We start from the raw sequence: 24,709 nt of genomic DNA on the forward strand, positions 1-24,709 counted from the left end.
CTCCCTCGGGCGCAACGGCTGCGGTCAGTGTTTCACCAACCTTAGCCGTGCCGCTGACGGTAATGCCGGTCAGAGCGGTGGTTTCGGGATCAGCCGCAGCAACGGCAGTTGTAGCATCACTGGTTACTTCGCCGGAGTAGTCGCCGGTACCGGTGGCCACAACCTTGATGAACTTGCCAAGATCATCTGCGGAGAGGGCATAGGTGCTGTCGGTTGCACCGGTAATGGCAGTGTATTTGCCATCGGCAGGATCTGCCTTCTGCCACTGATATGTGGCTGTGGCTTCCTCGGGTGCAACGGTTGCGGTCAGTGTTTCACCAACCTTAGCCGTGCCGCTGACGGCAACGCCGGTCAGAGTGGCAATGCCTGGTTCCACAGCGTTGTCTTTATTCAGGTAATACTGCGGCTGGCTTCCCTTTGTAATCTTCGTAAAGGTGCCGCCGCCGGATACTCTGTTGTCTTCTACGCCGTCTTCCCAGATCGTCGGAAGCCCATACGCCTCGGTGCTGTTGACTAGCGTCGCATCCGTCACCGTCAGCACGGGCTGGGTTTCTACGCCGGAGCCCTTTCCGGCCTCAATCCCACCGAAAGCGTTGCCGCTCACGTCAATGGCCCCAGTCAGGGTCACGGTAGAGCCGTTCACAAACAAAGCCGCGTCACCGCCGGTCAGGTTGATATTGCTAATCGTGACGTTTGTCGTGTTGTAGACCTGGAGGACATAATTGCCCTGCCAGCCATCCTCATCACCAGTGAAGGTGATAGTTTTGCTGTTGCCACTAATCGTCACGGAGCGGCTTACCACAAGCTTTTGATCCGTACTAAAACTATCTGTGATATTAATCGTCGTAACCGCTGTGTTTTTCATTGCCGCCTGGAATTCCGCAGCCGTCGACACATTTGCTTCGATGTTAATAGCGGCGGACTGTCCTGCGGCCACAACCTTGCCGTCCTTGGTTTCGATGACCACGAGGTGTTTGCCGTTGTTCTCAATGGTCAGAGCGGGCTTGCCTTCCTCGGCGGTTGCGCCGAGATCGTCTGCAATGTCATCCGCAGAGGTTTCCACGTTCCAGCCGTCAATCACAGACTGCTTATCGTCAGAAACGAGGTAGTAAGCGAGAGTTCCATCAGCTTTAGCTTCGTCACCGCTAATGACTCCGTCGCTGCTCACAGCGATGGTCAGATCGGCAATGTCGGCGACAGGCGTTTCTGGGTCCACAGCATTGCTTTCAATCAGGTAATACTGCGGCTGGCTTCCCTTTGTAATCTTCGTAAAGGTGCCGCCGCCGAATACTCTGTTGTCTTCTACGCCGTCTTCCCAGATCGTCGGAAACCCATACGCCTCAGTGCTGTTGACTAGCGCCGTATTATCCGACACCGTCAGCACGGGCTGGGTTTCTACGCCGGAGCCCTTTCCGGCCTCAATCCCACCGAAAGCGTTGCCGCTCACGTCAATGGTCCCAGTCAGGGCCACGGTAGAGCCGTTCACAAACAAAGCCGCGTCACCGCCGGTCAGGTTGATATTGCTAATCGTGACGTTTGTCGTGTTGTAGACCTGGAGAACATAATTGCCCTGCCAGCCACCCTCATCACCAGTGAAGGTGATAGTTTTGCTGTTGCCATTAATCGTCACGGGGCGGCGCACCACAAGCTTTTGAGCCGCATCAAAATTAGCTGTGATGTTAATCGTCGTAACCGCTGTGTTTTCCACTGCCGCCTGGAATTCCTCAGCCGTCGACACATCGGCCACTGCCGGTACTTCTTCCGCCAGCACACTCACTGGCAACAGCATGACAGTCATGCAAAGGGCCATCAGCCACGATAAGCCCTTATGTACTTTTGTTTTCATGATATACTTCCCTTCGTCTAAATTTGATACCCGCAGTTTTGCTGCGAATACCTGCTTTTGTGCCTTTTTGTGCTTAAATGAAACTAAAGGCACGGCATAACGAGGCGGCGGATTAGGAACTATTCATCATCACAAACTGCATTCTCATGACCTCCTTTTATATTTTTAAAAGCATTTTTCGTGCCTGTGGCACCTAAAAAGGTGGTACGCTTTATGCGCAAAATGAAAGCGTACTATGTCCTGAGTCCGAATAAGACCCCTGCGGCTGGATATACTAACCGCATGGCAAACTGAAGCGAATTGCACAGCTTGTCGTCAAGTATTCGACTTGAGGACATTTGGCCAAAAAACAACAGTGCTTTAAGGAGTTCATAAGATTCCTGACGGAATTTTTTGACGGCGAATGAAAGAAGTTGTTAAAGAGAAACCGATAATTTTTCCAGGCACTCCCTCTGGTGCTCGAAAGCGGGGTGGACATATCGGTTTAAAGTCATGTTGACGCTGGAGTGACCGAGGACTTCGCTGATGGTTTTGATATCGATTCCCAGTTCCACACACCGCGTGGCAAAGGTGTGTCGTAGAACATGAAAGTTGATGTCCTGAATACCAGCTTCTCTGACCAGCTTCTTGAAATGGTGCTGGCACTGACGGGGCTCTACATAATGGCGGCTGCCGGACAGGATATAGTCATCCTCTCCGGCGGTTTCTTTCAACTCCGCCACTTTTTGCAGTAAGAACTGAGGTAGCGGAATATTCCGCACCGAGCTCTCACTTTTCGGAGCGCCGATGTCAATAATGGTTTTGCTGTTACCACCTTCGCAATTTTCCATCCTCTGGATGGTCTTGTTTACGTGTAAAACGCCCTCTTTCAGGGAAATATCCCTCCACTTCAGGGAGCATAGTTCTCCAATACGAATGCCGGTAAACAGGCTAAGCAGAACGCCGAAGCCCTCTAAATCGTCGGTGCATTGCACGGTGCTTATCAGGGCCGACTGCTCTGTCGGAGACAGGACCCGGGGTTTGGGAAGGTTATAACGCGGAAGTTTTATTTGCAAATCTATGCCAACAGGTTTGAGACTTCGTTTGAGCAGACCGATAATATCTTTAGCGGTCTTAACCGACAATCCTGCTGTCCCGTCCAATCTGCCGCTTTTCAGCTTTCGGTTGATATAGTCCTGTACCAGTTCACTGGATAATTGCTCCAGAGGCACCTTCCCGAGGTCTGGAATAATGTGGCGGCGAATCAACCCGCTGTAATTGGCAAAGGTGGATTTTTTTACACTTTCCTGAATCAATGGAAGCCATGCGGTCAGATAGGCTTCCAAATTTTTTGGATGACGCAGACTGTGCGGTTCCATCTTACCAGTCACGCTGGTTGTTTTCGCCTCGGCTTGTGCCCGTTTTACCTCTAAATAGCTGCGGCGGTAGATATACCCGTATATTGCCCTTCCGTTCAACGCGCGGCTTTTGATATAGCGGGCCTCCCAGCGCCCGTCCCGCCTTTTATAAATGTTTTCTCCTCTGCGTGCCATAGGACGATATCCTCCTTTTTGTTTTTGCCGTGACGGAAAACTTGACGGCGATTTTTGCGGCTACAAACATTTAAAACGGATACCTTTTTCTACTATTTCGCTTTTTTCTTAAAAACTATAGAGTTTCATTTCTCAAAAAGGGCAAATGCAATTGACTTATGGCGACTTCTGTCATAGAATAAACACTGAAATTATATAATTTTATGTCCTCAAGTCGAATACTTGACGACATTTAAGCCGTATCTGGAAAAAGGCATTTGTCTTTTTGAGGGTAAGGCTTTATTTATCTTCGGAAGACAGCTTGTTGGCATAATACGCAATGACCTCTTCCGGACTTGGCATTTCTCCAGCATGTGGAATACGCGTCCACTTTTCTTGCACATTGGTATCGTCACTCAAAAGACCCGACATCATTGCAATCTGAATATGTTTGCGGATCTGTTCAATGCTTTTTCCCTCTCGTCTGGCAATTTGCTTTAATGCGTTATGGGACAAATATAAGGATAGATCAAAAGAATTTTGCTTCGACTTTTTGTGTTTCATTTAGCCTGCGCCTCCTTATGTATTTTTCCCTATATTATAGCCTGATATTCGGCTATATTCAAGTCATAATAATCACGCTATCCTTAAAAGAAAACGGAGGGTGTAGCGTGATTACATTTGAGCCTCTTTGGGATACGTTAAAACGAAAAGGCGTCAGTCAGTATGCGCTGATTAAACAATATGGCGTCAGCACCGGAACGATGGATGCGCTACGCAAAAACAGGAGTGTTACGCTGAATACACTGAATGACTTATGCAGCATCCTGCAATGCGAGGTCTCAGATGTAATTCGATTTATTCCGGATAAAAAATAATCGGTTGGCTGAATTACAGCCAACCGATTATTTTTTATCCAAAATTTTTTCTATTCTCCGAGGTAACTGTCGTTATCGATATGAATGCTCTTGGCGTAACTGAGCCGACTGTCCAGCCAGAAGAGATAGTCCGTTTTGACCTGCTCGTGTGCCTTGCGATCTGCCAGCTTTTTTTATCTGCTTTATTCAGCGCCTCCCACACAGAGCGGAATTGCTCCTGATGAGAATAGCTATCGTCATAAAACTGCCGCAGCACCTCGCGCGGCTTCACCACGGCTCCGCCGTCCAGGCAATACTGGCAGCGGAGCTCCTTTTGCTTTTTATCTTTGGCGGTGAGATTGACGACGATGCGTTTGTACGCCGCGCTGACATCTTTCTCGCCGCAGAATTCACACTTTTAATATGCTTATCCGATAGAATTGTCTCCCGCAGCAGATACATCACAAGCTCCTGCGGCTCCTCAAACCGTGCCATGGTTCCGCGTGGAATTCGAAGTGGACGAGGTGGTTATCAAGGCGAAACGGTTTACCTCTCTGATCGAAAAATACACAGACCTGCAGGAGTTGGACGCCCATGTTTTGCACACGCTGATCGAGCGGATCGATATATCCCAGCGGGAGACGTAGCTGAACGGCATTAAAACCCAGAAAGTCACGATCCACTTTAAGCACGTCGGGTATGTACACATCGTATTATGAATTGCCAGAATATCTTGATAACGGCACCGGAAATGTGATATAATACAAAAATAGTTTGGAGGCGGATAATATGACACAAAAAGCAAAAGGCAGCGTAAAATACTCCCTTGCAACTCATGCGGCGGAGAAAATGGTACCGAGCCGCAAGGCTGTCCGCCTCTGCGAGAAAATTGCCGAGGGCCGCATTTCCGGAGATAGTGCCGTGGAGCAGATCAAACGCAGCTATGGCATCGAAAGCAGGCGCCCTAATGCCTGACGACTTCGGGAAATACGACGTTTATGCGGTCGCGGGATCTGTCTATTGCCACAAGGACTCAAATGTCCTTCGGAACAAACTGGGTATCCGTGATGGAGCGATGCTACGGCGCATCGAAGCCGACATTTCTGCGGCACGGCAAACCGAACTGGTTGAGAATCCGGTTTCGGGGCGTTTCACGCCAAGCCATCTCTGCAATATCCACCGGCGGCTTCTTGGCGACGTGTATCCCTTCGCAGGGCACTTTCGACGGGAGGACATTGCAAAAGGTGAAACAAGGTTTCTTGGTTTTAATCAGATCGGGGAAAAGCTTACAGGCCTACTGAGCGGGCTACGCGCCGAGTACTATCTGGCTGGGGGCGACCGGACGCAATTCATAAAGCGCAGCGCTTACTACATGGCCGAACTGAACTATATCCACCCCTTCCGCGAGGGAAATGGTCGGGCAACAAGAGAATTCATGCGGCTACTGTTCCTGCGAAATGGCTACAAGGTAGATTGGAGTGCGGTTCCAGTGGACGAACTCCTGCAGGCCATGGTCGAGTCGGTATACGAGACAGCGCGGTTGGAAGACGTATTGAACTCGTGCCTTCAAAAAGATGAGTAGAAATCCGTGGTTTTATATGCACGCCACGGCCTTACAGATGCAAATCGTACGCTCTACCATACGGGCCGGTTTTAGCATAATTCAAACTACAAAAAATGGTTTGAAAGATGCTGAAACCGGCTCGTTTCCTTTGCTTTTAGACTTACCAACAATTTGATTTTAATTGGCAAAATCAAAACTGAAAAAAATCTCATATGTGTGTAACTCACGCGGCAGCCAAGCGAGCTACGCACTGCAAATTTTTCGCCGGATGTGGCTCATTTGCCAGGGGCATCATTCGCATCCAGCAAGCAGATTGTTGACGTAATGCATAACCCAAAGCCGGAAAAACTTGGTTAATTTCCATGTTGTATCGGTTACTTTTCTTCAGAAACCGCTTAAGACATGGAGATACTTGGACAACTGAGTCCTTTTGCCCAGACGATAGCCTTCTGTGGGCCCGACCGCATTATGTCGATGCCCCAGATAAATTGTGTGTTGTCATAGTGGTAGACAATTATTTTACGGAACTGATTATTGTTCATAAGCTGGCCGAGGTAGAAAGTAAACGACACAGAGGAAGAAATGAAAACATGTACGGTCTGGATATTCCACTTTCGCACTATTTCCTCTATATCGGCTTCAAAATATCCGCATAAAACGGATTTTATGATAGGAATTGAAGAAATCCACACCATTGTCATCTTCATCAACCTGTATCCAATAACGGTACATCGTTTTATTAGGGTCTATTGTAAGCAAATTTTCCTCTATAATAGGGTAGGATGTTGAGATAGCCACCAAGAGTTCTTTGCTCTGTACACCGGGGTCTCTATTGTATTTTCTATTTAGTTTGGCCAGCTTATCCTTGCCGGTTTCAGGCAACGCTGCAAAGTCTTGCGCGGCTCCGTAGATACGAAAGCGGTGAAGGAACCGAATGCTTGCCGTTTGTCCCAATTGGTGCCAATAGCCGCCCTGTTCAATTTCCTGCAAGCCAACGGCGTCACTTCCATGTGGGAGCTACATGAAATAATCTCCGGTATGAACGGAGATTATTACGTCCTGCGCGGCGAAATCGTGAGCGCCGAGCACTGGGTTGCCATTCTCAGTGAACGCCTTTCCATGTGGGGCAATATTCTAAACATAAGACTATCCATCAGAAACTTGTTTCCATGAAGCCGAAAGCGCGGAGAAAATACCGGGCCGCACATAGCGCGGAGCTTGCCCTGTATGATACCGCCAAGCGGTATCTGGATGATCTGAAAGCGTCCGGTGAAGCCATCGCTCCAAAAAAGTGGCGGGCGGAAGCGGAATATCTGACCGCTCGTAAAAACGAACAATATGGGCAAATGCGGGCCATGCGCGAGGACATCAAGGTTGTTGAGAAACTCCGCAAGGCCGCCGATTAGCTTGCCAAAACCGAATCCCGCCGGGATCGGGAGCATGACCGCTGACAGGGAAAGCAAAACGCCGTACAGGTTTCACCGGTACGGCGCCAAACAGCTCGCTATGGGTTCCGGTACGGGCCAGTGTCAGCATCGGATGTAGCGTTTTGCGTTGGGGTCGCAGGCAATACGTTCCGCTTCCTGCATTCCCGCAATGGTTTCCGCATTGGGCTGGTTGAGGGAAACGTCAAAGGGAATCCGGCCTTCCCGAAGCGATTGACGCACAAAAATATTGAATGCCGTGGAGAGGTTCATCCCCAACTCGTTAAACAGCGTGTCGGCCTGCGCTTTCAGGTCGGCGTCCATGCGGATGCTGATATTGGTAGTAGAGCCAGCCATACAATCATTTCCTTTCGTGCTAGTACTTATATTATATGCCATTTGCACGAAAAATACAACACTATGCACGAAGAAATATTTCGGAAGGGAGTCTGAACATGAGCATTGAAAAACATTTCCCGAATGACACCGAAACAGGATTATTCCTATCCATCTATCCTATCCCTGCTCACCATATGCCTGCATCTCGCAAGGAGCCTTACAAGGGCAAAATTCCAAGGAATTGACACCGGGGAGATACAGAAAATCCGTCTATCGGTTCATATCACCTTGACCGTCGGGAAGGAGCCGTTTTTATGCCGAGCATGAGCAAGAAGCGAAAGCTGGTATGGTCACTATTTCTCAATCACAGCAACCGGATTACCTAGAATGCTTTGTGCCGGAAATGCGTCCGCGTCTGTAAACAGAGTTTCCGGGTCGTGGTTGTGGAATGCCTGCGCTATGTTTCCAAACGTACCAAAAAAAATAATAACACCATGTAAGCCTTTCATCTTGGGATGGAGGGCTTTTTCTTTAGAGAAGGGAGCGCCTATGAGAAATGTAAAAATCGTCAGCATCAGTACCCAAGCAACTGACCATACCCGCATTTTAACAGCAAGAAATGACGAGCGGCCAGCGCCTGTAAAGAAAATCGGCAAGACCACTTACAGAGTGATCGTCCATTTTGGCGCTACCAGCAGCGAAACCATGAGTGACAAAATCAAGCGGATGCTACGTAACGAGGTAAAGCGGATGTAAACCCTGCGGATAGCATTGACAAGGCCGAGAATCTGAAAATAGGTTCCCGGCCTGCTTTTTTGTCGTCTGAAATGGAGCGACATTTGATAATTCGCCAAAATACGTGCTATGACATTGTAAATCTATCGTATTGCTACTATAATATAAATGGCAAAACAACCCGAATCCTGTCTGGGTTCATTTTCTAGCAGAACAGCCTCCCTTATTGTTTGAGCTTCATGATTTAGCAAAAATGGGAAGTTGGCGATTAAATAAGCTGGATTGGTGATTGAGACTTGAATGAGAAAAGAGATCTAAAGGAGTTAAGTTTTAGATGGCAATACAAACGTATATTAATCCAACTAATAATGAAGAAATTAATTTTGAAACAGCATCAATTATCATACAATTGCCAGATGAATGTAAGGAAGAATGGTTTCTAAGATATTCTTCCGGCAATCTTTCTAAGCTCATTGTGTCTGGAGGAGAGATTTCTATTACTCGTTATGAAGGCTTCCATTTAGATGTTGATACTAGAAGGGTTAGATCCGATGACGAGATTAATGTAGATTTTGCTGCTTTTCTTCCACCGTTTATATGTATAAGCGTTTTGTTTGCTGTAAGTAAAAATTATTCTCCCTCTAGCATTGGCCCACATATGAATGATAATAACAACCTTCATTTCTCAATGCAAATCGCAGAAATGATCAGGAAAAATCAGTATCTCAATGAGATACAGATTGACAAGGATTTCCCTTTATCTTTATGCTTAAAAGAACCATTCCTACTTAACTTAAGTCCAGATCAACACCTTGTAACAGAAAAGCAGATTTCGAGTGCCATAGAAACGATTTCATATTACGAAAATAAAGGGAAAGAGCTATGGCCTGTATCCATTTGTATAGAACCACTACCTTCTTCTGAAATTGGAGATACGATGACTTGCCGCGATGCTTGGACAAAGGCTCTAGGGCAATCATGGTTTGAAGCAGAATATTTGCTATCAAGGTTTTGCCCTGAAGCTGCTTTGGGGGGGAGATTTTCAAAATTGGTTAATTATTGCCTCTGGCTATTTCAGTGGACTGAGGCAATGAACATTGGTAGCAAAGAGAAAGATGAATATAATGGAAATCCAATAATGGCGCTAGAAAAGATTGTGTCTGAATGGAGAGCTTGGAGCAAAATTCATGATCTAGATTTGAATAGGGCTGAAAGTAAATATTATATACCATATTGGAATCGTGAATGCATAAAAGATATTAGGAATACATTAGGAAACCCAAGTTTTGAAGCTTTATTCCCAAGCTTTGATTGTAATAAGATAAGATCAGAGCAGCAATCTGCTTTAAATGGTCTTACAAGTCAGTATAATTTTGCTTATAATCCTCTTGCTGCAGCAGGTATAGAATTAGCAAATGTTGTTTTGGAACACGCGGTAAGTCCACCATATGCGGCTTGGTGTACAAATACATTAATAAGCCGACAAAAAGATGGGTTTCGCTCTATAGAGAGATGTGGAAATATTCTAGTAAAAGAGTTAATGACAGATATAATACACCCAACTTTATGTTGTAATGGAAGTTGTTCTTTATCTGCAGGTGCCAATTTAAATAGTATATATTTAAGGCAAAAAGAGATTGATGCCGTAATAGGAGTTGAACAGAATTTCGGTATAAACGTTAGTTCTAGATGTAAGCATATCGATGATTTATGGGCTTTAGCTAATAAATATATTTATATCATAGACCGTTACTTTAAAGATAGTAGCCTTCAATTCCTGAATAATATACCTAGCAATATCAGTATTCGAATTCTAATATCAGATGATGATGGAAACGGTAGCAAGCGCAGAAATGATTTAAGGTTAGCATTATCGAAGATTAACACTTCTAATCTGCTTGTAAAGATAGTACACAGCTCGGCAGCAAAAAGCTCTCATCCTCTGCATGACAGATATGTTTTTTCTGAAGATTGGGGTATTTCATTATCATCATCTCTTGAAGCAATTGGCAGTGATTCAATCTGGGCTTTTAAGCTTGAAGATTATCATCGATTACAACAAAGGTATTTTGATTATTTCTGGAATACAACTATAGGAACTAACGTTCAGTATGGGCCACGGGTATTTATAGTGAACGATCTATAGTATTAATTTGCAATTTGCTAAATTCTCAGCGAAGTAATTAGACAGGAAGTAAAATAATGATTAAGGATGAAATATATAGCTCAATATTTCTAAATGCAACAGTTTTCTTAAACAGTTCAATAAAATCTGTAAATAGTGGACTGAACTATTATAAAAATAAAGTTCTTTCCATAGTTAATCTACAAATGGCTTTGGAGTTAGCAATAAAAGCTAAAATAGTAAGTGATTATGGAGTAGTTAATATATTGCAAAATGTTAACTCTGATATTACTGATAACGAACTTGAAGAAATGTACTATAGCAACAAACTAATTGTTAGAGAATTTGATAACCTTAAAAATTTTCTTAAGTCGAAAAATAGATTTAATTTTGATAAACCAGAATATCTATATATCGAACGATTTCAAAAATGGAGAAACAAATTGGTGCATTTCAATTATTCGTTTTCAGATGAAGAAAATAGTCAGATTGAGAAAGACATTATCCATGTATTGGTATATATATTAGGCGTCTTAATGAGTGATGACGTTAATGATGACGATAGAACGTACATGCAAGACCATATAGATATGGATGAATACGGAAAATTAATGAAAAACGCTATATATTTCGATACATTATCAGATATGATTGATTCTGAATATGGGGATCCATATTATTGCCCAATATGTGATAGAAAACTTTTAACACCGAACAAAAAATGTTTGGGTTGTTTACTAAGTTTTAAAGATAGCCCCTGTTATGGTTTTGTAAAATGTACATACTGTCACGAAGATATGGTGATTTATGATAAAGCTAATATAAAATATAATAAAAATATGATACGTGGTTTATGTCTATATTGTAAAAATTATACAACGGTTTATGAGTGTCCTAAATGCGGGATTGCTGTCAACATGGAGTCTTTTGACAAAACTGATTGCAGTCCAGAATACTGCAAATGGCGTGAATAGGTTCAGTCGCTTACATTTGGATGAAATCATAAAGCTCAAACTAAAATTCGAGAAATAGATTTGAAAACTGAGCTTCGCTTAATGTTTAAAAAGCGTTGATGTTCAGTTAAACATCATGGCTAAAGGATTAGCGTTGACAGCCGCATGAAGCTGATTGTCATCCACATGGGTATATATTTCTGTTGTTGCAATGCTTTCATGTCCAAGAATTTGCTGTAGCGAACGGATATCTACATGACCATACTTATACATAAGGGTTGCTGCTGTGTGGCGCAGTTTGTGTGTGGACAAGCCTATTGGATCAATCCCGGAAGCCACAATATGTTTCTTTACGATATTCTGAATTGAACGCGTGGTAAGCCGATTGTGATTTCTGGAGATGAATAATGCATTGGTATCAACCTGCATCATCTGGCGTATTGGAAGCCATTTTGATAATGCTTGCTTGACTGCCGGAGTCATATAGATTTTTCGTTCTTTGTTTCCTTTACCGATGACTGTAAGCACATCGCTATCAACCTGTTCAACATTAAGCATAGCAAGTTCAGATAAACGCAGTGCACAATTCAGAAAGATTGTGATAATACAGTTATCACGTACTGAGCTGGAGCTTGATTCAATCAGAAGCCTCACAGATTCCTCAAGAGTCATACACCTAACGATTCGCTTTGGGAGCTTAGGCGTTTCCAGTTCTTCAGCAATGTTGTTGTCAATGATATGCGCTTTGGATTTTAGGTACTTCCAAAATTGCCGTATTGATACAATTTTTCTGCATCGTGTACCAGCAGAGTTATAAAGCGACTCTTGATGATAAGCGATAAAGCCATACATATCAGATAGTTGAATCGAGCGAATAAAATCAGCATCAGCAAATTCAAACCCGATTTCAGTATTTTTTCTTTGATCTGCTATATAGCGGAAGAATTGAAGTAAATCCATTCTGTACTCAAGGATTGTGTTTTGGCTACGGCCTTTGATGGTCAAAAGATAAGCAAGGTACTGTTCAAGAATAGGACATGTTTTATCAGACTGCATATTATCACCCCTATGCGAAGTATCGCCCAGGGCGATGAATTGTATGCAACTGAAAGCAATAATGAGAATAAAAGAATTTGCATGTGATATTTAGTGAGCGGGATAAGAAAAGAGGCGCTTTATGTCAAAAAAAGAGTATAATTTTCAAAAGCTAACGCCCGTAAACAATGCCGACATATCGGTATATGAACAAGCAATTGATTTTGTTTTTGAAAATGCCGATGTGAAGAATGTTGCCATTTCCGGTGCTTATAGCGCCGGAAAAAGTAGCATGCTTGAATCATACAAAGCAAAACATAGCAACCTTCGCTTTGTGCACCTTTCTCTTGCACATTTCCGGACCCCAGAGCAAGAAATTGGTCAGCCGGAGGAGCCGGTAAAAGAATCTGTTCTTGAAGGGAAAATACTAAACCAATTAATTCATCAGATACCGTCTGAGAAGATACCGCAGACGAACTTCCGAGTCAAGAAAGGCTTTAACAAAAAGCAGATCATATGGTGTACAGCGTTTTCAAGTTTGTTCATAGGAAGCATCGCTTTTTTGCTTTTATCATCGAAGGTTCTTTCGTTCATTGCTTCACTATCAGATAATTGGATAAAGGCCATTCTGTCTGTGATATTTAGCCCATATGTGTCTGTCCTTGCCGCCATAATCTGTGGCGTTTTCTCTGTTGTTCTTATTAATTCGCTGATAGAGGCACAGAAAAACAAGAACATGTTCCGAAAAATCAGTTTACAGGGGACAGAAATAGAAATATTTGAAACTCAAGATGATTCATATTTTGATAAATATCTCAACGAAGTTTTGTACTTATTTGAAAATGTAGACGCAGATGTCATTGTCTTTGAAGATATGGATAGATTTAATGCCAGCCGAATCTTTGAACGGTTGCGCGAGGTGAATACACTTGTTAATATTCAAAGGAAAAAGGAGCATGGCGAAAACTATACACCCCTTAGGTTCTTTTATTTGTTGCGTGATGATATTTTTGTTTCCAAAGACAGGACAAAGTTTTTTGATTACATTGTACCAATAGTACCAATTGTAGACAATTCCAACTCGTATGAACAGTTTTTGAAACACCTAAAAGAAGGGGGACTGCTTGAAAGATTTGATCAAAACTTTTTGCAGAGCTTATCATTATATGTTGATGACATGCGGATTCTGAAGAACATTTATAATGAGTTTGTGGTATACATTAATCGTCTGAACACCACTGATTTGGATTGGAATAAAATGATGGCGATGATTTCCTACAAGAACCTATTTCCGCGCGATTTCAGTGATTTACAACTTGCAAAAGGTTTTGTTTTTACTTTATTTGAACAGAAGCCGCTTCTTATTGAGCAAGCTTTAGCATCGGCAAAAAATCAAAGGCAAGAGTTGCAAGATAGAATAGAACTGGCAAAAAAAGAAACCTTAACTTCGCAAGAAGAGTTAAACGATGCATATGCCGCTAAAGAAAATCGATTGCCCAGGGAAAGGTATTATAATAATCGCTTGACGCCGCAAGGTGAAGAACTGAATAAGCAATATCAAATTGAACGCGAACAGCGACAACAGGCCATACAAGATATTCTCGATGGAACGCTTCCTAAACTGGAAACTAAATTAGTGGAACTGGAACATGAAATTACCACTATTCAAACAAAATCTTTAAAAAGTCTTATAACCAGAGATAATGTCACTACCGTTTTTTCAACAAACTACACGAACAAAATCAATGAGACCAATGAGTTTAAAGAGATCAAAGGAAGCGACTATTTTGATCTTCTCAAATTTCTGATTCGCAGCGGATATATTGATGAGACTTATACTGATTACATGACATATTTTTATGATGATAGCATGACGGCTAACGATAAGACATTCTTGCGTCGTATTACTGATAGGCGCGGTGCGGCGTATACATATGTGCTTCGCGACCCCAAGAAAGTACTTTGTTCACCTGTTCTTAGAGTTGTTGAATTTGAACAAGAAGAGACCTTGAATTTTGATCTTCTTGAATGTTTGCTTCTTAATCAAACTGATTTTAAGTATGCCGCATTTCTCAAAGCGCTTATTGCACAAATTAGAGAAAAGGGGAATTTTGATTTCGTATCAAAGTTTTATGAGGCAAATAAGTCGCGTCAACAATTTGTTGCACAGATAAATACGCAGTGGCCCGATTTCTTTTTTGCTGTTTTGCGAGATAAGGCGTTGCCTTCTGCTCAGATAAGACAATTCTCAGTAGATACACTTTGTTTCTCTGATGATGAGATAATCGCCATGGTTAATGTTGATAATTGTTTAACTGAGTATATCTCAAATAGTTCAAATTATTTAGCTATTGAAATTGAGGATATAAACAAACTGGTTTCAAGTTTCCAGCTTATTAATATTTCCTTTGCCTCGATTGACTGCAAAAGTTCAAATAGGATACTATTTGACGAAGTATATAAATACAGTTTATATTCCCTCACATTTGAAAACATCTCTTTGATGCTTAGAGAAGAGTATGGAGTTAAATGTTCTTCTGATATTATCCATAAGAATTACACACTGGTGATGAGCCAGAACACTGCACCATTGGCAAGATATATTTCTGAAAACATATCTGAGTACATGGAAATCGTCCTCGCCAATTGTGAAAGTCGTATAGCTGATAACGAAGGTGTAGTAGTATGTCTATTAAATAATGCTAATGTTGAGATAGACGCAAAGAAACAGTATATTGGATGCCTTTCTACGATTATTACTGATATTACACAGGTTTCAGAACCTGATCTGTGGCCGACTTTGATGAAACAGCAACTTGTGGAATTTTCTATAAGAAACTTTATAAACTACTTTCAGAAATATGGAATTGATGCAACGCTTGTTAAGTACATAAACGATGTGCAAGCAGAAGTCGATTTCTCATCCGTTGCCGATACGTTCGGAGAGAAAACCGCAGAGAGACTATTTAATGAGACGGCCATGCGCAATGAAATGACCAATGAAAAGTATAAAAACATTTTAATGGATTTAGGATATGCTTTTGATAATTTCGATGCAGATGAAATTTCTGATGGAAAATTCGAAATACTTATCAGTGAAGAAATCATGCAAATGGATGCAGAGAGTTTGAGCTATGTTCGTGAAAAGTATGCAGCGCATCGTTTTGCCTTTATTCAGCGGAACATCAACGAATACTTTTCGCTGATGTCCGAATCAATATTCCGACTTGATGAGGCATTGGAAATTATCACATGGGCTGTGGGAGATGAACAAAAAACGGAATTACTCACTTCCACAGATGAACCGATTTCTGTTGTTGGGAAGCAGTATTCTGACATAGTTAACGCCTACATTATAACCCATAATCTCAATGATGAGGACAGTCTGCATCTCTATGCATACTATTCCCAATATGGAGAAAAGACACAAGAGGCAATAACCACATTAGCGGCTGGGAACGTTAATGGAATCATTGCACACAGCATGGAAATAGATGATATCCTGCTATCCATCTTGATTCAGTCTGAATCTATAACCCAAAATCAAAAAATCGCACTATTTACAACGGCAATACCAAGGCTCAATGAGGATACTTGTAAGACTCACTTCGATGAATTGGGCCTTTCTGAATTGAACGGTATCTTTACTAAAGCAAGTGGACGTAGAAATTATGCTAAAAACGATGATGTTACTACAATATTGGGTGCACTCAAAGCAAATGGATGGATTTATGAATACCGTGAGGATGAGCGGAATAATGAGAGATATGTTATAGTGAAAAACAAGCCACGGGGCAGAGAATCTGAAAATATGGACTGATTCCTCTTCCAAAGTAATTTCTACTCATGAATCACCAGCTTTCCATTATGTTTAAACGGAGGCATGCTAAAGATCATTTATATTTGGCGTAGAACGACAAATTGGAGTTTATGGAATGGAGGTGTAGCTTTGGAGAGGGTCAAGCGTTTGGATCGCTACCAAAAGGGAGTCCTGCTTCTTATGATCGCCGTGGTTCTTGCGTTTACAGTGATCTATCCCATGACTATCGCCCGAGAGGGCTTTGCATATGAGGATGCCATCCTTATCCAAGCTCAGGAAAATGGCAATACTGTATATTCCGGCAAGGTTCAGGGAAAGCAGACTAGCTTTACAGTGTATGCAGATAAAATGGTGGAGTTTCAATACGGCGATAAAATCTACGGTCCCTATACCGCCAAGGGGGACCCGACCGCCATCCCGAAAGATAGTGAGATGGGAGAGTATATGACTGGCGTAGAGCTTCGTCAGGGAGAAAAAATTCTATTTCGTGGAGGCATCTTGGATCAGGGAGAATACCGATGGCTATACAATGAAGATGGGAGTATTGAAAACATAGCTTTTTCGGTGACGACAGGCAATGGAATTGCAATGGACAAAAACGGGAATGTAATTGACCCAATGGAGCCGTCCGCTTCTGCCATACTTGGTTTATTGAATAGCCCTGAGCTGACGCATAAAGGTAAATGGCTTGCATGGTTCGGAGGTGTATTTGTCTGCATTGTCACAGCGATTTCTATTTGGTTTGCAGATGAGCTGTTCCGTTGGAATTTAGCCTTCCAAATTCGCAATGTAGACCGGGTGGAACCATCTGACTGGGAAATTGCAGGTCGGTATATCACATGGACTGTGCTACCAATTGTGGCAATGATACTCTTTGTCATGGGCCTTCAATAACTCAATTTCAGTTTGTCGTGAAGATTATGATCACAACAGGAAACACAAAATGGATTTTGAGCTTCCCAGTATGTTTAATAGCCATGATGTTCAATTGAACATCATGGCTAAGGGATTAGCGTTGACGGCAGCATGAAGCTGGTTGTCATCAACATGGGTATAGATTTCTGTTGTGGCAATGCTTTCGTGCCCGAGAATTTGCTGCAGTGATCTAATATCCACATGCCCATACTTGTACATAAGAGTTGCAGATGTGTGACGGAGCTTGTGTGTGGACAAGCCTTCTGGGTTGATGCCTGAAGCCACAATGTGATTCTTTACGACATTTTGAATTGACCGCGTAGTGAGTCGCTGATGGTTCCGAGAAATGAATAGTGCGTTAGTATCTACGCTCATTAACTGACGAAGAGGAAGCCATTTAGATAGTGCTTGTTTCACTGCCGGAGTCATATAGATTTTCCGTTCTTTATTACCCTTTCCGATGACAGTCAGCACATCGCTATTAACCTGTTCGACATTGAGCGATGCCAATTCAGAAAGTCGTAAAGCGCAGTTTAAGAAAATAGTGATGATACAGTTATCTCGCACAGAGCTGGAACTGGACTCAATCAATAGTCGCACCGACTCCTCTAAGGTCATACAGCGAACGATGCGCTTGGGCAGCTTTGGTGTTTCCAATTCTTCGGCAATGTTATTATCTATGATATGTGCCTTGAATTTAAGATACTTCCAAAATTGCCGGATTGAGACGATCTTTCTGCATCGTGTGCCAGGCGAATTATGGAGTATTTCCTGATAATATGCAATGAAGCCGTACATATCGGTTAATTGGATAGGGTGGATAAAATCCGCATCCGCAAACTGAAGACAGGGGGCCGGAATACCCCTTTGAACTGCAACATACCGAAAGAATTGAAGCAAATCCATTCTGTACTCAAGAATTGTATTTTGACTGCTTCCCTTGATTGTAAGGAGATAAGCCAGGTATTGCTCCAGAATGGGACAAGTTTTATTCGACTGCATATTATCACCCCTATGCGAAGTTTCGACCGACGGAATAAGTAATATACAGTTGAGGGCAATTTGTGGAAATTAGAAAAGTTTGGAGAAGGGAGATCGGGCGGATTGTACGACATTAAAGAAATAGCGAAAAAGCTCTTAATTCGAGATTGTATAGAACTATCTAACGCTATCTTTTACATTTCTGAAAAAGATCGACCAGTTTTTATGTTGGCGTCCACTCCATATATCTGTTTGGTTGCAAACGAAGCATATGAGTGGTGTAGGAAAGCAAAGATTTCTTTGACTACATTTGAATCAAAAGAGCATTTAGAGAATATAAGAGCAAAAGCTAAATTGTTTGGTAATGATACTATCGTGTCATTTAATGAACAACGGTTGATGATAGAAAGCATATTTAGAACAGAGCATGCTTATTATAAAAAATTAGCAAAACCATATTGTCCTGATTTTTTAATAGATGATGTTGGAACCTATATGCTGAATAACACATACATAGGAAATACGATTCAATATGCATATGATTTTCACCTTTTTTCCAAGCCAAATAAATCAATACATGATTCTGGGGATGAAATTAAATCTTTTTCATCAGAAATAGGTTCGATGCTACAGGAAATAATCACAATATTATCTGGGACGTCCTATCGAATACCTCAAGGCGCGAATATATCCCAATTGCATATAAATAGGGACTTCAATTTTAAAAGAAAATTTAAGCAAATCGATAATATTCTGATTTTCAGCTTAGCGTGTAGAATCAATTTTTTACTACATTGCTTCAAGAAAAATTGTCCGCAAGATTCTATGCTATATCTGCGCTTAATTTACATTACATTTTATAGTTCAAGGAACGAACTGCAAAATTTGAAAATAGACTGTGACCACATATTTGATGGTTACTTTGATAGAGTATTCAGAAATTGCATGGCACATTATAGTCTGTATCAAAAAGTTGCCGATAATGAAATAAAGCTAACTACCACTGGATATGGTGTGATAGAGAAATTTTTTGATGTTGATTATATTGAGTTGGTTAATACAATTGAAAGCAAGTTGACTTTAATCTTGTCGGCATTAGAAATGCACTACAAAAGTTAATACCCACCCCTTCGAGTTTCCACTAATATTTATGATGGACAAGCCGGTTGTAGCAGAACTGCGAAGCTTGGGAAATTACAGATACAGCGGCAGCCTTTGGAAAAATGTGCTTGAAAGAAGACACTGCCGGATGGGATACGTGAGGCTTCTGTGATCAGCTGCACAGGTGCTTTTATTACATTTTTTTGATATATAACTGCTTTACAAGTTTACTCTTATTCGGTGGTCCTCTTATAAACCAATATGTCTTAAAACCGATTACCGCTCTGGAAAATAAAGTATCCGTTTTCTCATCAGCCCTATTGCATCAATCTGCCACGTGTATAAAAGTTGCAGTGGCCGCTTACCTGCTCGTCAGCAATCAAACAAGTTGCTGATATAGTTTTAAATAATACCATACGTACAAAATGCCGTCCAATCTTGGACGGCATTTTTGCTTTCTCGCTTAGCGCGCTATTGTTGTATTATCCACAGTCCGGTCTGTCAGTTCATGCACTGGGTTTATCTGTGCCTCTGCACGGTAATCCACATTATATTTCTGCTGATGCTGTGCAATTACGTTATGGCTGGCTACTGCATTAACATCATGATTGACTTTATTCTGATAAAAGAAAAAGTCATGATCCTTGGGAAGCTCAGGTACAGGAGTATACTGTTCCCGGTTGGCAGTGAGCAAAATCTGCTGCCCAAGAATTTGCCGGACATAGTCGCGGGTATCATGAAATTGGAGCAGCTTAGGAAATTCTCCCCCGGGAATGACCTGCTGCCAGTCTTTGTTTTCGTACTTTTGTAGTAGCTCCACCGCTTTATGAAGATGTGCAATTTCCTGTTGAAGATGCAATTCCCAGACGGACTTGACATTCACATCAAGTTCATCCTGATAGAATGAGTAGTATAAATAACATTCAGTATATTCGTGGAGCAAAAGATTTTCCAGCCATGTGCAATTGGGGTCAAGCAGCGATCCGTATTGACTCACATGCTGTTCTTCAATCATGGCAATCTCCTGATAAAGCTGTCGGCCAAGATCGTTGTAGTAGGTGTTACCCAGATTCATATAAAAATTCATAGTCTGCTGTTCGCCTGCCGTGATAATCAGCGTGTTCAGCTTGGTTCGGATATCAGCAGTTTTAAAATCCACCGGTGTTTTAACCGATTCAAAAGGAAAACGGTGTTCCGCAATGGTGGGACGTCCAGGGGTAATATCCACGTAGCTTTTCACAAGCTGCTGCGCGGGAATCTGCGCATCCAGATCCAATAGGTTGGAATAACGGTAAAGATGGTCGAAGTCTTCTAACAGAGCGAAGTCCAACGCCTGCTTTACGTAGGAATTCGGTTCATTCTGCGCAAGCCAGGCGGTAAGGTCAACGGCAACATGCTCATAGCCAATGGTAGTCTCTAGCTGCGTTTCATCAATGGGCTTCAGCCAGTTGATGCGCTTTTGTTGCTGCTGTTCTATCCTGCGGGATAATGCTAATTCACGGCGCAAGTCGTTATTGGGACAGTTGCGGTGAAATTGATGCTTAAACATCACCGCTTCTACCTCAATGCCGTTCATCAGAATAATTCGTACTTTTGTATAGGGATCGACGGTCATTTTGTTATAGGGAATGGGATACAAGGCTGACCAATCCATGATTGTGTCTTTTATCTGAACAGACCTTTGCTCAAACGGATTCATATGCAATTCTCCTTTGATAGTTTATACCTTATTATCTGTAAAACATTTCAAGGTATACTTCGTTCATTGGATAATTTGCACATTTAGCGGTAAAACTTAGAAAAAGAGAGGCGGTGAATATATGAATTTTGCAATTGGAAAAAGTATAGAGCGCAAGGATGCCTGGGACAAGGTGACTGGGAAAGCGGAATATACCGAAGATTTTCCCGTAACAGGCATACTTTCCGCAAGGCTTCTCACCAGTACATGTGCACATGCAAGTATTAAGCGGATTGATATCTCCAAAGCCCTTGCAGTCCGAGGGGTAAGGTCTATTTTAACGGGAGCGCAATGCCCCGAGATGTTCGGCCCGTTGACATTGGACAGGCCAGCTCTGGCACAGGATGTTGTTCGCTATGCGGGAGAGCCGGTGGCGCTTGTGGTGGCACAGGATGAGCCAAGCGCCGAAATGGCTATACGGCTGATTGAAGTAGAATATACTCCACTGCCTTTTGTGTTAACGCCCTCTGAAGCATTGGCTGACAGCGCTGTTTTAGTACACAACCAACCAAATGGATATAAAAAGGTCATGACGGATGTGTACCCCGAGGCAGGAACCAATGTAGCGAGCCGCTATAAAATACGAAAAGGTGATACACAGCAGACGTTTACCCGCTGCGACATCATCGTGCAGCATCGGTTTTGCCTGCCTCCCTCGGATCATCTGGCTATGGAGGTGCGGACAGCCCGTGCCGAAATATCTTCGGACGGTACTGTTACTATTACAAGTGCATCCCAATCCCCCTATGCGGTCAGAAAGCAAATTTCAGAGGCATTCCTGATACCATCAGGGCAGATTCAGGTCAAGGTCCCATTTATTGGCGGAGGTTTTGGCGGAAAGGCCCCGGTTTTTCTTGAAATACTGGCGTTTCTGGCTTCGCGCAGTGTAGGCGGAAAGGCAGTGCGCCTGACTATCCCTCGAGAGCAGGACATGGCCTCTGCGCCCTGCCGTATCGGACTGGAAGCGGAGATAAAACTTGGCGCAAATCGGGACGGACTCCTTCGGGCGGCCGAAATGACCTATTGGCTTGACTGCGGAGCCTATACTGACATTTCACCTTATATGTCAAAAGCCATTGCCGCTGACTGCACCGGCCCATACCATATTGAAAATCTCAGCTGTGACTCCCTGTGTGTCTATACCAACCATACCTACGCAACCTCGTTCAGAGGCTTTGCTCATGAATCCTATACGTTTTGTATAGAGCGCATGATGGATATGCTGGCCAATCAGTGTGGACTTGACCCGCTTGAACTCCGAATCAAAAACGCCATCCACACAGGCAGTTCAACCCCTACGCAGGTTGTCTGCACGGACAGCCTGATGGGAAACCTGACGGAATGTTTGAATAAAGTGAAAAGTCTCTCAGAATGGGACGGCGGAAAACTTTCCTTGATCAAGCAGGATACTGTGCGTGCAAAAGGTGTTGCCTGCTTATGGAAAACAGAGAATCCTCCGACTGACGCAATTTCCGGTGCAATGATTACCTTCAACCCCGACGGCAGCGTTAATTTGAACACCGGTGTGGTGGAGATGGGGTCAGGCGGGCAAACAAATCTGGCGCTGATTTTAGCCGAAAGGCTTTGCATTGCTCCTGAACAGGTTCACGTCGTTTTGCCTGTGGATACACGCGTAGCACCGGAGCATTGGAAAACAGTCGCCAGCCTCACGGAGCATATGGCAGGACATGCGGTAATGCGTGCAGCAAATGATTTGCTACAACAGCTGAAGCAAAACGGTGCGCAGGCACTGGGCTATGCGATTGAAGAAATTCAGGTGTCGAATGGACGTGTGTTCTCAAAAAAGAACCCGGAAAAATTTATAGAATTCAAAGATATTGTACAGGGATACAAATCCGCCTCCGGTGAATCAATAGGAGAGCCGGCACTGGGGCGCGGCGGCTTTATGCTGAAGGGCTTAAGCATGCTCGATCCCCAAACAGGAAAAGGCAAAACGGGTCCCGCATGGACACTCGGCGCACAGGTTGTTGAAATTGAGGCGGATTTAAAAACCTTTTCATACCGCATGATCTCTGCCTCCACAGTTATGGATGTCGGAAAAGTCATCAATCCGGAGTTGATGCGCGCAATGATTGCGGGTGGCATGTCCATGGGCGTCAGTTTGGCCAGCCGGGAGGCTTTTTCCTATAGCGATCAAGGCGTACCGAAAGCACCCAATCTGCGCACCTACAAACTGCTGCATATCGGGCAGGAACCGGATTATCGGGTCGGTTTTGTGGAAACCCCGGAGACAAATTCACCCTATGGCGTTCGTAGCTATGCTGAGCACGGTATTATCGGAATTCCTGCCGCACTGGGCAACGCACTTTCCGCAGCATTTGGAAAAGAGCTTTCTTTTCTGCCGCTCACACCGGAGCGGATCTGGAGATCGGTCAAGGAGGCTGCAAATGATTCCGTTTGATTTTATCTATTGCCGTCCGGATACGCTACAAGAGGCGTATGCGGCTTTTATGCAGCTGCAGACCGAGGGTAAAAATCCTGTTTATTACAGCGGAGGCAGCGAGATCATTACTATGTCCCGCGCAGGAAGCATAAAGCCGGGTGCTGTGATTGATATCAAGAGAATTCCCGAATGCATGCGCTTATCTGCTGGCGAGGGGGGCCTGCACATAGGCGCTGCATGTACCCTGAATCAAATCAAGGAATCCAAGCTATTCCCACTTCTTGCTTTGGCATGCGGAAGAATTGCAGACCATACCAATCAGTGCAGAATCACCTTGGGCGGAAATCTGTGTGGAACCATTATCTACAGGGAAACCAGCTTACCCCTGCTACTTTCGGATGCCACCATCACTCTGTTCGGCGGCGGGGGCCCGCACACAGTACCCTTTCAGAGCGTGTTTCAAGGACGGATGCAGCTCCCTCCCGGCGAGCTGATTGTGCAGTTGCATGTGCCACAGTGGGCGCTTGGGGTGCCGCATTTTCATGTGAAGCGGACAGCAAATGAAAAAATAGATTATCCACTTGTAAGTATGTCTGCACTTTTGAAAGATGGTTTTTTGCGCATCGCGTTTTCCGGAATTTGCTCTTATCCTTTCAGAAGCACGCAAATGGAAGCTGTTTTAAACAATCATTTGCTGTCCTGTGCGAATCGCACGGATCAAGCGGCAGCTCTGCTGCCGGAACCGGCGTACAGTGACGTTGAAGGATCTGTCGAATACCGGATGTTTGTTTTCAAGAATATGGTTCAGGCGCTTTTGGAGGAGGTGGAACATGGTCAGGTATGAGGGAAAAACCATCATAAAGTTAAATGTTAATGGAGAGCTTCATGATCTGGCGGTGCGGCCTTCAGATTTGCTCTTGGATGTCCTCCGGGAACAGCTTGGCCTGACTGCGGCAAAGCCCGGCTGCAAAAATGGGGATTGCGGCGCATGCACGATCATCATGGACGGCTGGCCTGCCAAGTCCTGTCTCGTTCTGGCTGCAGAAGCGGAAGGACATGTGATTTTAACAGTCGAAGGATTGGACGGAACCGCCGCAATTCAGAGAGCTTTTGTAAAGGAAAATGCCTTTCAGTGCGGATATTGCACCTCCGGATTTTTAATGGTATGTCATGCGCTGCAAATACAGCACCCTATCATACCGGAAGAGCTTGTCATAGAGGAATGGCTGCAATCCAACCTCTGCCGCTGCACCAGCTATGAGGAAATCCGCAAAGCGGTGAACAGCATGTACAATATGCCGAAATAAAGATAGTTTTCTGTATTACACAGGAAGCCGCCTGTTTTAAGCGTACTGATCTTG

General features: G+C 43.5%; 24 protein-coding genes and 1 pseudogene. 16 read left to right on the forward strand and 9 right to left on the reverse strand.

The genetic code is table 11. The annotated features are described in order from the left end of the window. The 3 genes from ABVS15_RS02530 to ABVS15_RS02540 all read right to left on the reverse strand — a co-directional run. On the reverse strand, nucleotides 1–1,846 hold a 1,846-nt coding region (locus ABVS15_RS02530; RefSeq protein ID WP_369282204.1), incomplete at its 3' end, for a pectate lyase-like adhesive domain-containing protein. A gap of 416 nt (nucleotides 1,847–2,262) precedes the next feature. Then, entirely contained in the window at nucleotides 2,263–3,378 is a 1,116-nt protein-coding gene (locus ABVS15_RS02535; protein ID WP_369282205.1) for a tyrosine-type recombinase/integrase, read from the reverse strand. Nucleotides 3,379–3,657: 279 nt separating this feature from the next. Continuing rightward, nucleotides 3,658–3,921, reverse strand: coding sequence for a hypothetical protein (locus ABVS15_RS02540; RefSeq protein WP_369282206.1), 264 nt, complete (start codon nucleotides 3,919–3,921; stop codon nucleotides 3,658–3,660). A 107-nt stretch (nucleotides 3,922–4,028) separates the two neighbouring features. On the opposite strand from ABVS15_RS02540, the gene ABVS15_RS02545 reads away from it, so the two are divergent. The 4 genes from ABVS15_RS02545 (at nucleotide 4,029) to ABVS15_RS02560 (ending at nucleotide 5,796) form a co-directional block, all read left to right on the forward strand. After that, nucleotides 4,029–4,235: a helix-turn-helix transcriptional regulator gene (locus tag ABVS15_RS02545; RefSeq protein WP_312280283.1), complete on the forward strand. Its 207-nt coding sequence runs from the start codon at nucleotides 4,029–4,031 to the stop codon at nucleotides 4,233–4,235. A 494-nt stretch (nucleotides 4,236–4,729) separates the two neighbouring features. Beyond that, nucleotides 4,730–4,861 (forward strand): DUF4368 domain-containing protein, encoded by a 132-nt coding sequence (locus ABVS15_RS02550; protein ID WP_369282207.1) that lies wholly within the window; start codon nucleotides 4,730–4,732, stop codon nucleotides 4,859–4,861. A gap of 142 nt (nucleotides 4,862–5,003) precedes the next feature. Beyond that, nucleotides 5,004–5,189 (forward strand): hypothetical protein, encoded by a 186-nt coding sequence (locus ABVS15_RS02555; protein ID WP_369282208.1) that lies wholly within the window; start codon nucleotides 5,004–5,006, stop codon nucleotides 5,187–5,189. Next, nucleotides 5,182–5,796, forward strand: coding sequence for a Fic/DOC family protein (locus ABVS15_RS02560; protein ID WP_369282209.1), 615 nt, complete (start codon nucleotides 5,182–5,184; stop codon nucleotides 5,794–5,796). The genes ABVS15_RS02555 and ABVS15_RS02560 overlap by 8 nt, the downstream gene beginning before the upstream one ends. 377 nt (nucleotides 5,797–6,173) lie before the next feature. On the opposite strand, the gene ABVS15_RS02565 is transcribed toward ABVS15_RS02560, so the two are convergent. Next, nucleotides 6,174–6,485 carry an SAVED domain-containing protein gene (locus ABVS15_RS02565; RefSeq protein ID WP_369282210.1) on the reverse strand — a complete coding sequence of 104 codons (312 nt, stop codon included), beginning with the start codon at nucleotides 6,483–6,485 and terminating at the stop codon, nucleotides 6,174–6,176. Further along, nucleotides 6,418–6,768 carry a hypothetical protein gene (locus ABVS15_RS02570; protein ID WP_369282540.1) on the reverse strand — a complete coding sequence of 117 codons (351 nt, stop codon included), beginning with the start codon at nucleotides 6,766–6,768 and terminating at the stop codon, nucleotides 6,418–6,420. Before ABVS15_RS02570 ends, ABVS15_RS02565 begins: the two co-directional genes overlap by 68 nt. Nucleotides 6,769–6,947: 179 nt before the next feature. Here ABVS15_RS02570 and ABVS15_RS02575 point away from each other — a divergent pair, with 179 nt between their 5' ends. Next, on the forward strand, nucleotides 6,948–7,184 hold the full coding sequence (locus ABVS15_RS02575) for a hypothetical protein (protein ID WP_369282211.1): 237 nt from the start codon (nucleotides 6,948–6,950) through the stop codon (nucleotides 7,182–7,184). Between the two features lie 123 nt (nucleotides 7,185–7,307). On the opposite strand, the gene ABVS15_RS02580 is transcribed toward ABVS15_RS02575, so the two are convergent. After that, nucleotides 7,308–7,559: a type II toxin-antitoxin system RelB/DinJ family antitoxin gene (locus tag ABVS15_RS02580; RefSeq protein ID WP_369282212.1), complete on the reverse strand. Its 252-nt coding sequence runs from the start codon at nucleotides 7,557–7,559 to the stop codon at nucleotides 7,308–7,310. A 98-nt stretch (nucleotides 7,560–7,657) separates the two neighbouring features. Between ABVS15_RS02580 and ABVS15_RS02585 the strand changes: the two genes are divergently transcribed. From ABVS15_RS02585 to ABVS15_RS02605, 5 genes and pseudogenes are all read left to right on the forward strand, one after another. Continuing rightward, nucleotides 7,658–7,786, forward strand: coding sequence for a hypothetical protein (locus tag ABVS15_RS02585; protein WP_369282213.1), 129 nt, complete (start codon nucleotides 7,658–7,660; stop codon nucleotides 7,784–7,786). A gap of 69 nt (nucleotides 7,787–7,855) precedes the next feature. Beyond that, nucleotides 7,856–8,041 (forward strand): annotated as a pseudogene (locus tag ABVS15_RS02590) (hypothetical protein). A gap of 49 nt (nucleotides 8,042–8,090) precedes the next feature. Continuing rightward, nucleotides 8,091–8,297 (forward strand): transposon-encoded TnpW family protein, encoded by a 207-nt coding sequence (locus tag ABVS15_RS02595; protein WP_369282214.1) that lies wholly within the window; start codon nucleotides 8,091–8,093, stop codon nucleotides 8,295–8,297. A gap of 313 nt (nucleotides 8,298–8,610) precedes the next feature. After that, entirely contained in the window at nucleotides 8,611–10,422 is a 1,812-nt protein-coding gene (locus ABVS15_RS02600; protein ID WP_369282215.1) for a hypothetical protein, read from the forward strand. A gap of 56 nt (nucleotides 10,423–10,478) precedes the next feature. Continuing rightward, nucleotides 10,479–11,375, forward strand: a complete 897-nt coding sequence (locus tag ABVS15_RS02605) for a hypothetical protein (protein WP_369282216.1) — start codon at nucleotides 10,479–10,481, stop codon at nucleotides 11,373–11,375. A gap of 102 nt (nucleotides 11,376–11,477) precedes the next feature. Here the strand turns inward: ABVS15_RS02605 and ABVS15_RS02610 are convergent, their stop codons facing one another. Next, a complete protein-coding gene (locus ABVS15_RS02610) occupies nucleotides 11,478–12,410 on the reverse strand; it encodes a tyrosine recombinase XerC (protein WP_369282217.1) in 933 nt (310 codons plus the stop codon). Between the two features lie 121 nt (nucleotides 12,411–12,531). Between ABVS15_RS02610 and ABVS15_RS02615 the strand changes: the two genes are divergently transcribed. Both ABVS15_RS02615 and ABVS15_RS02620 read left to right on the forward strand, forming a co-directional pair. After that, nucleotides 12,532–16,209 carry a hypothetical protein gene (locus ABVS15_RS02615; protein ID WP_369282218.1) on the forward strand — a complete coding sequence of 1,226 codons (3,678 nt, stop codon included), beginning with the start codon at nucleotides 12,532–12,534 and terminating at the stop codon, nucleotides 16,207–16,209. A 147-nt stretch (nucleotides 16,210–16,356) separates the two neighbouring features. Then, a complete protein-coding gene (locus ABVS15_RS02620) occupies nucleotides 16,357–17,103 on the forward strand; it encodes a hypothetical protein (protein WP_369282219.1) in 747 nt (248 codons plus the stop codon). Between the two features lie 90 nt (nucleotides 17,104–17,193). On the opposite strand, the gene ABVS15_RS02625 is transcribed toward ABVS15_RS02620, so the two are convergent. Then, a complete protein-coding gene (locus ABVS15_RS02625; RefSeq protein ID WP_369282220.1) occupies nucleotides 17,194–18,126 on the reverse strand; it encodes a tyrosine recombinase XerC in 933 nt (310 codons plus the stop codon). 102 nt (nucleotides 18,127–18,228) lie between these two features. Between ABVS15_RS02625 and ABVS15_RS02630 the strand changes: the two genes are divergently transcribed. Beyond that, nucleotides 18,229–19,224, forward strand: a complete 996-nt coding sequence (locus ABVS15_RS02630) for a hypothetical protein (RefSeq protein WP_369282221.1) — start codon at nucleotides 18,229–18,231, stop codon at nucleotides 19,222–19,224. A gap of 445 nt (nucleotides 19,225–19,669) precedes the next feature. Here ABVS15_RS02630 and ABVS15_RS02635 read toward each other — a convergent pair whose 3' ends face one another. Further along, nucleotides 19,670–20,905, reverse strand: coding sequence for a hypothetical protein (locus ABVS15_RS02635; protein WP_369282222.1), 1,236 nt, complete (start codon nucleotides 20,903–20,905; stop codon nucleotides 19,670–19,672). A gap of 121 nt (nucleotides 20,906–21,026) precedes the next feature. Here ABVS15_RS02635 and ABVS15_RS02640 point away from each other — a divergent pair, with 121 nt between their 5' ends. Genes ABVS15_RS02640 through ABVS15_RS02650 form a run of 3 tightly spaced genes read left to right on the forward strand, consistent with a single transcriptional unit; the run spans nucleotide 21,027 to nucleotide 24,655 of the window. Further along, entirely contained in the window at nucleotides 21,027–23,366 is a 2,340-nt protein-coding gene (locus tag ABVS15_RS02640) for a xanthine dehydrogenase family protein molybdopterin-binding subunit (protein ID WP_369282223.1), read from the forward strand. After that, nucleotides 23,353–24,192 (forward strand): xanthine dehydrogenase family protein subunit M, encoded by an 840-nt coding sequence (locus tag ABVS15_RS02645; protein ID WP_369282224.1) that lies wholly within the window; start codon nucleotides 23,353–23,355, stop codon nucleotides 24,190–24,192. The genes ABVS15_RS02640 and ABVS15_RS02645 overlap by 14 nt, the downstream gene beginning before the upstream one ends. After that, the gene (locus tag ABVS15_RS02650) at nucleotides 24,179–24,655 is read left to right on the forward strand and encodes a (2Fe-2S)-binding protein (protein WP_369282225.1); all 477 of its coding nucleotides are present in this window, start codon (nucleotides 24,179–24,181) and stop codon (nucleotides 24,653–24,655) included. Before ABVS15_RS02645 ends, ABVS15_RS02650 begins: the two co-directional genes overlap by 14 nt. Nucleotides 24,656–24,709: the final 54 nt, after the last annotated feature.

Source organism: Oscillibacter sp. GMB15532 (genome assembly GCF_041020825.1).
Lineage (GTDB): Bacteria > Bacillota > Clostridia > Oscillospirales > Oscillospiraceae > Oscillibacter.

Excerpts from the sequence above, each read along its gene's own strand:
- ABVS15_RS02535 (WP_369282205.1), bottom strand. The coding sequence starts at position 3,378 with ATGGCACGCAGAGGAGAAAACATTTATAAAAGGCGGGACGGGCGCTGG.
- ABVS15_RS02540 (WP_369282206.1), bottom strand. The coding sequence starts at position 3,921 with ATGAAACACAAAAAGTCGAAGCAAAATTCTTTTGATCTATCCTTATAT.
- ABVS15_RS02555 (WP_369282208.1), top strand. The coding sequence starts at position 5,004 with ATGACACAAAAAGCAAAAGGCAGCGTAAAATACTCCCTTGCAACTCAT.
- ABVS15_RS02560 (WP_369282209.1), top strand. The coding sequence starts at position 5,182 with ATGCCTGACGACTTCGGGAAATACGACGTTTATGCGGTCGCGGGATCT.
- ABVS15_RS02565 (WP_369282210.1), bottom strand. The coding sequence starts at position 6,485 with ATGAAGATGACAATGGTGTGGATTTCTTCAATTCCTATCATAAAATCC.
- ABVS15_RS02575 (WP_369282211.1), top strand. The coding sequence starts at position 6,948 with ATGAAGCCGAAAGCGCGGAGAAAATACCGGGCCGCACATAGCGCGGAG.
- ABVS15_RS02580 (WP_369282212.1), bottom strand. The coding sequence starts at position 7,559 with ATGGCTGGCTCTACTACCAATATCAGCATCCGCATGGACGCCGACCTG.
- ABVS15_RS02585 (WP_369282213.1), top strand. The coding sequence starts at position 7,658 with ATGAGCATTGAAAAACATTTCCCGAATGACACCGAAACAGGATTATTC.
- ABVS15_RS02595 (WP_369282214.1), top strand. The coding sequence starts at position 8,091 with ATGAGAAATGTAAAAATCGTCAGCATCAGTACCCAAGCAACTGACCAT.
- ABVS15_RS02600 (WP_369282215.1), top strand. The coding sequence starts at position 8,611 with ATGGCAATACAAACGTATATTAATCCAACTAATAATGAAGAAATTAAT.
- ABVS15_RS02605 (WP_369282216.1), top strand. The coding sequence starts at position 10,479 with ATGATTAAGGATGAAATATATAGCTCAATATTTCTAAATGCAACAGTT.
- ABVS15_RS02610 (WP_369282217.1), bottom strand. The coding sequence starts at position 12,410 with ATGCAGTCTGATAAAACATGTCCTATTCTTGAACAGTACCTTGCTTAT.
- ABVS15_RS02615 (WP_369282218.1), top strand. The coding sequence starts at position 12,532 with ATGTCAAAAAAAGAGTATAATTTTCAAAAGCTAACGCCCGTAAACAAT.
- ABVS15_RS02625 (WP_369282220.1), bottom strand. The coding sequence starts at position 18,126 with ATGCAGTCGAATAAAACTTGTCCCATTCTGGAGCAATACCTGGCTTAT.
- ABVS15_RS02635 (WP_369282222.1), bottom strand. The coding sequence starts at position 20,905 with ATGAATCCGTTTGAGCAAAGGTCTGTTCAGATAAAAGACACAATCATG.
- ABVS15_RS02640 (WP_369282223.1), top strand. The coding sequence starts at position 21,027 with ATGAATTTTGCAATTGGAAAAAGTATAGAGCGCAAGGATGCCTGGGAC.
- ABVS15_RS02645 (WP_369282224.1), top strand. The coding sequence starts at position 23,353 with ATGATTCCGTTTGATTTTATCTATTGCCGTCCGGATACGCTACAAGAG.
- ABVS15_RS02650 (WP_369282225.1), top strand. The coding sequence starts at position 24,179 with ATGGTCAGGTATGAGGGAAAAACCATCATAAAGTTAAATGTTAATGGA.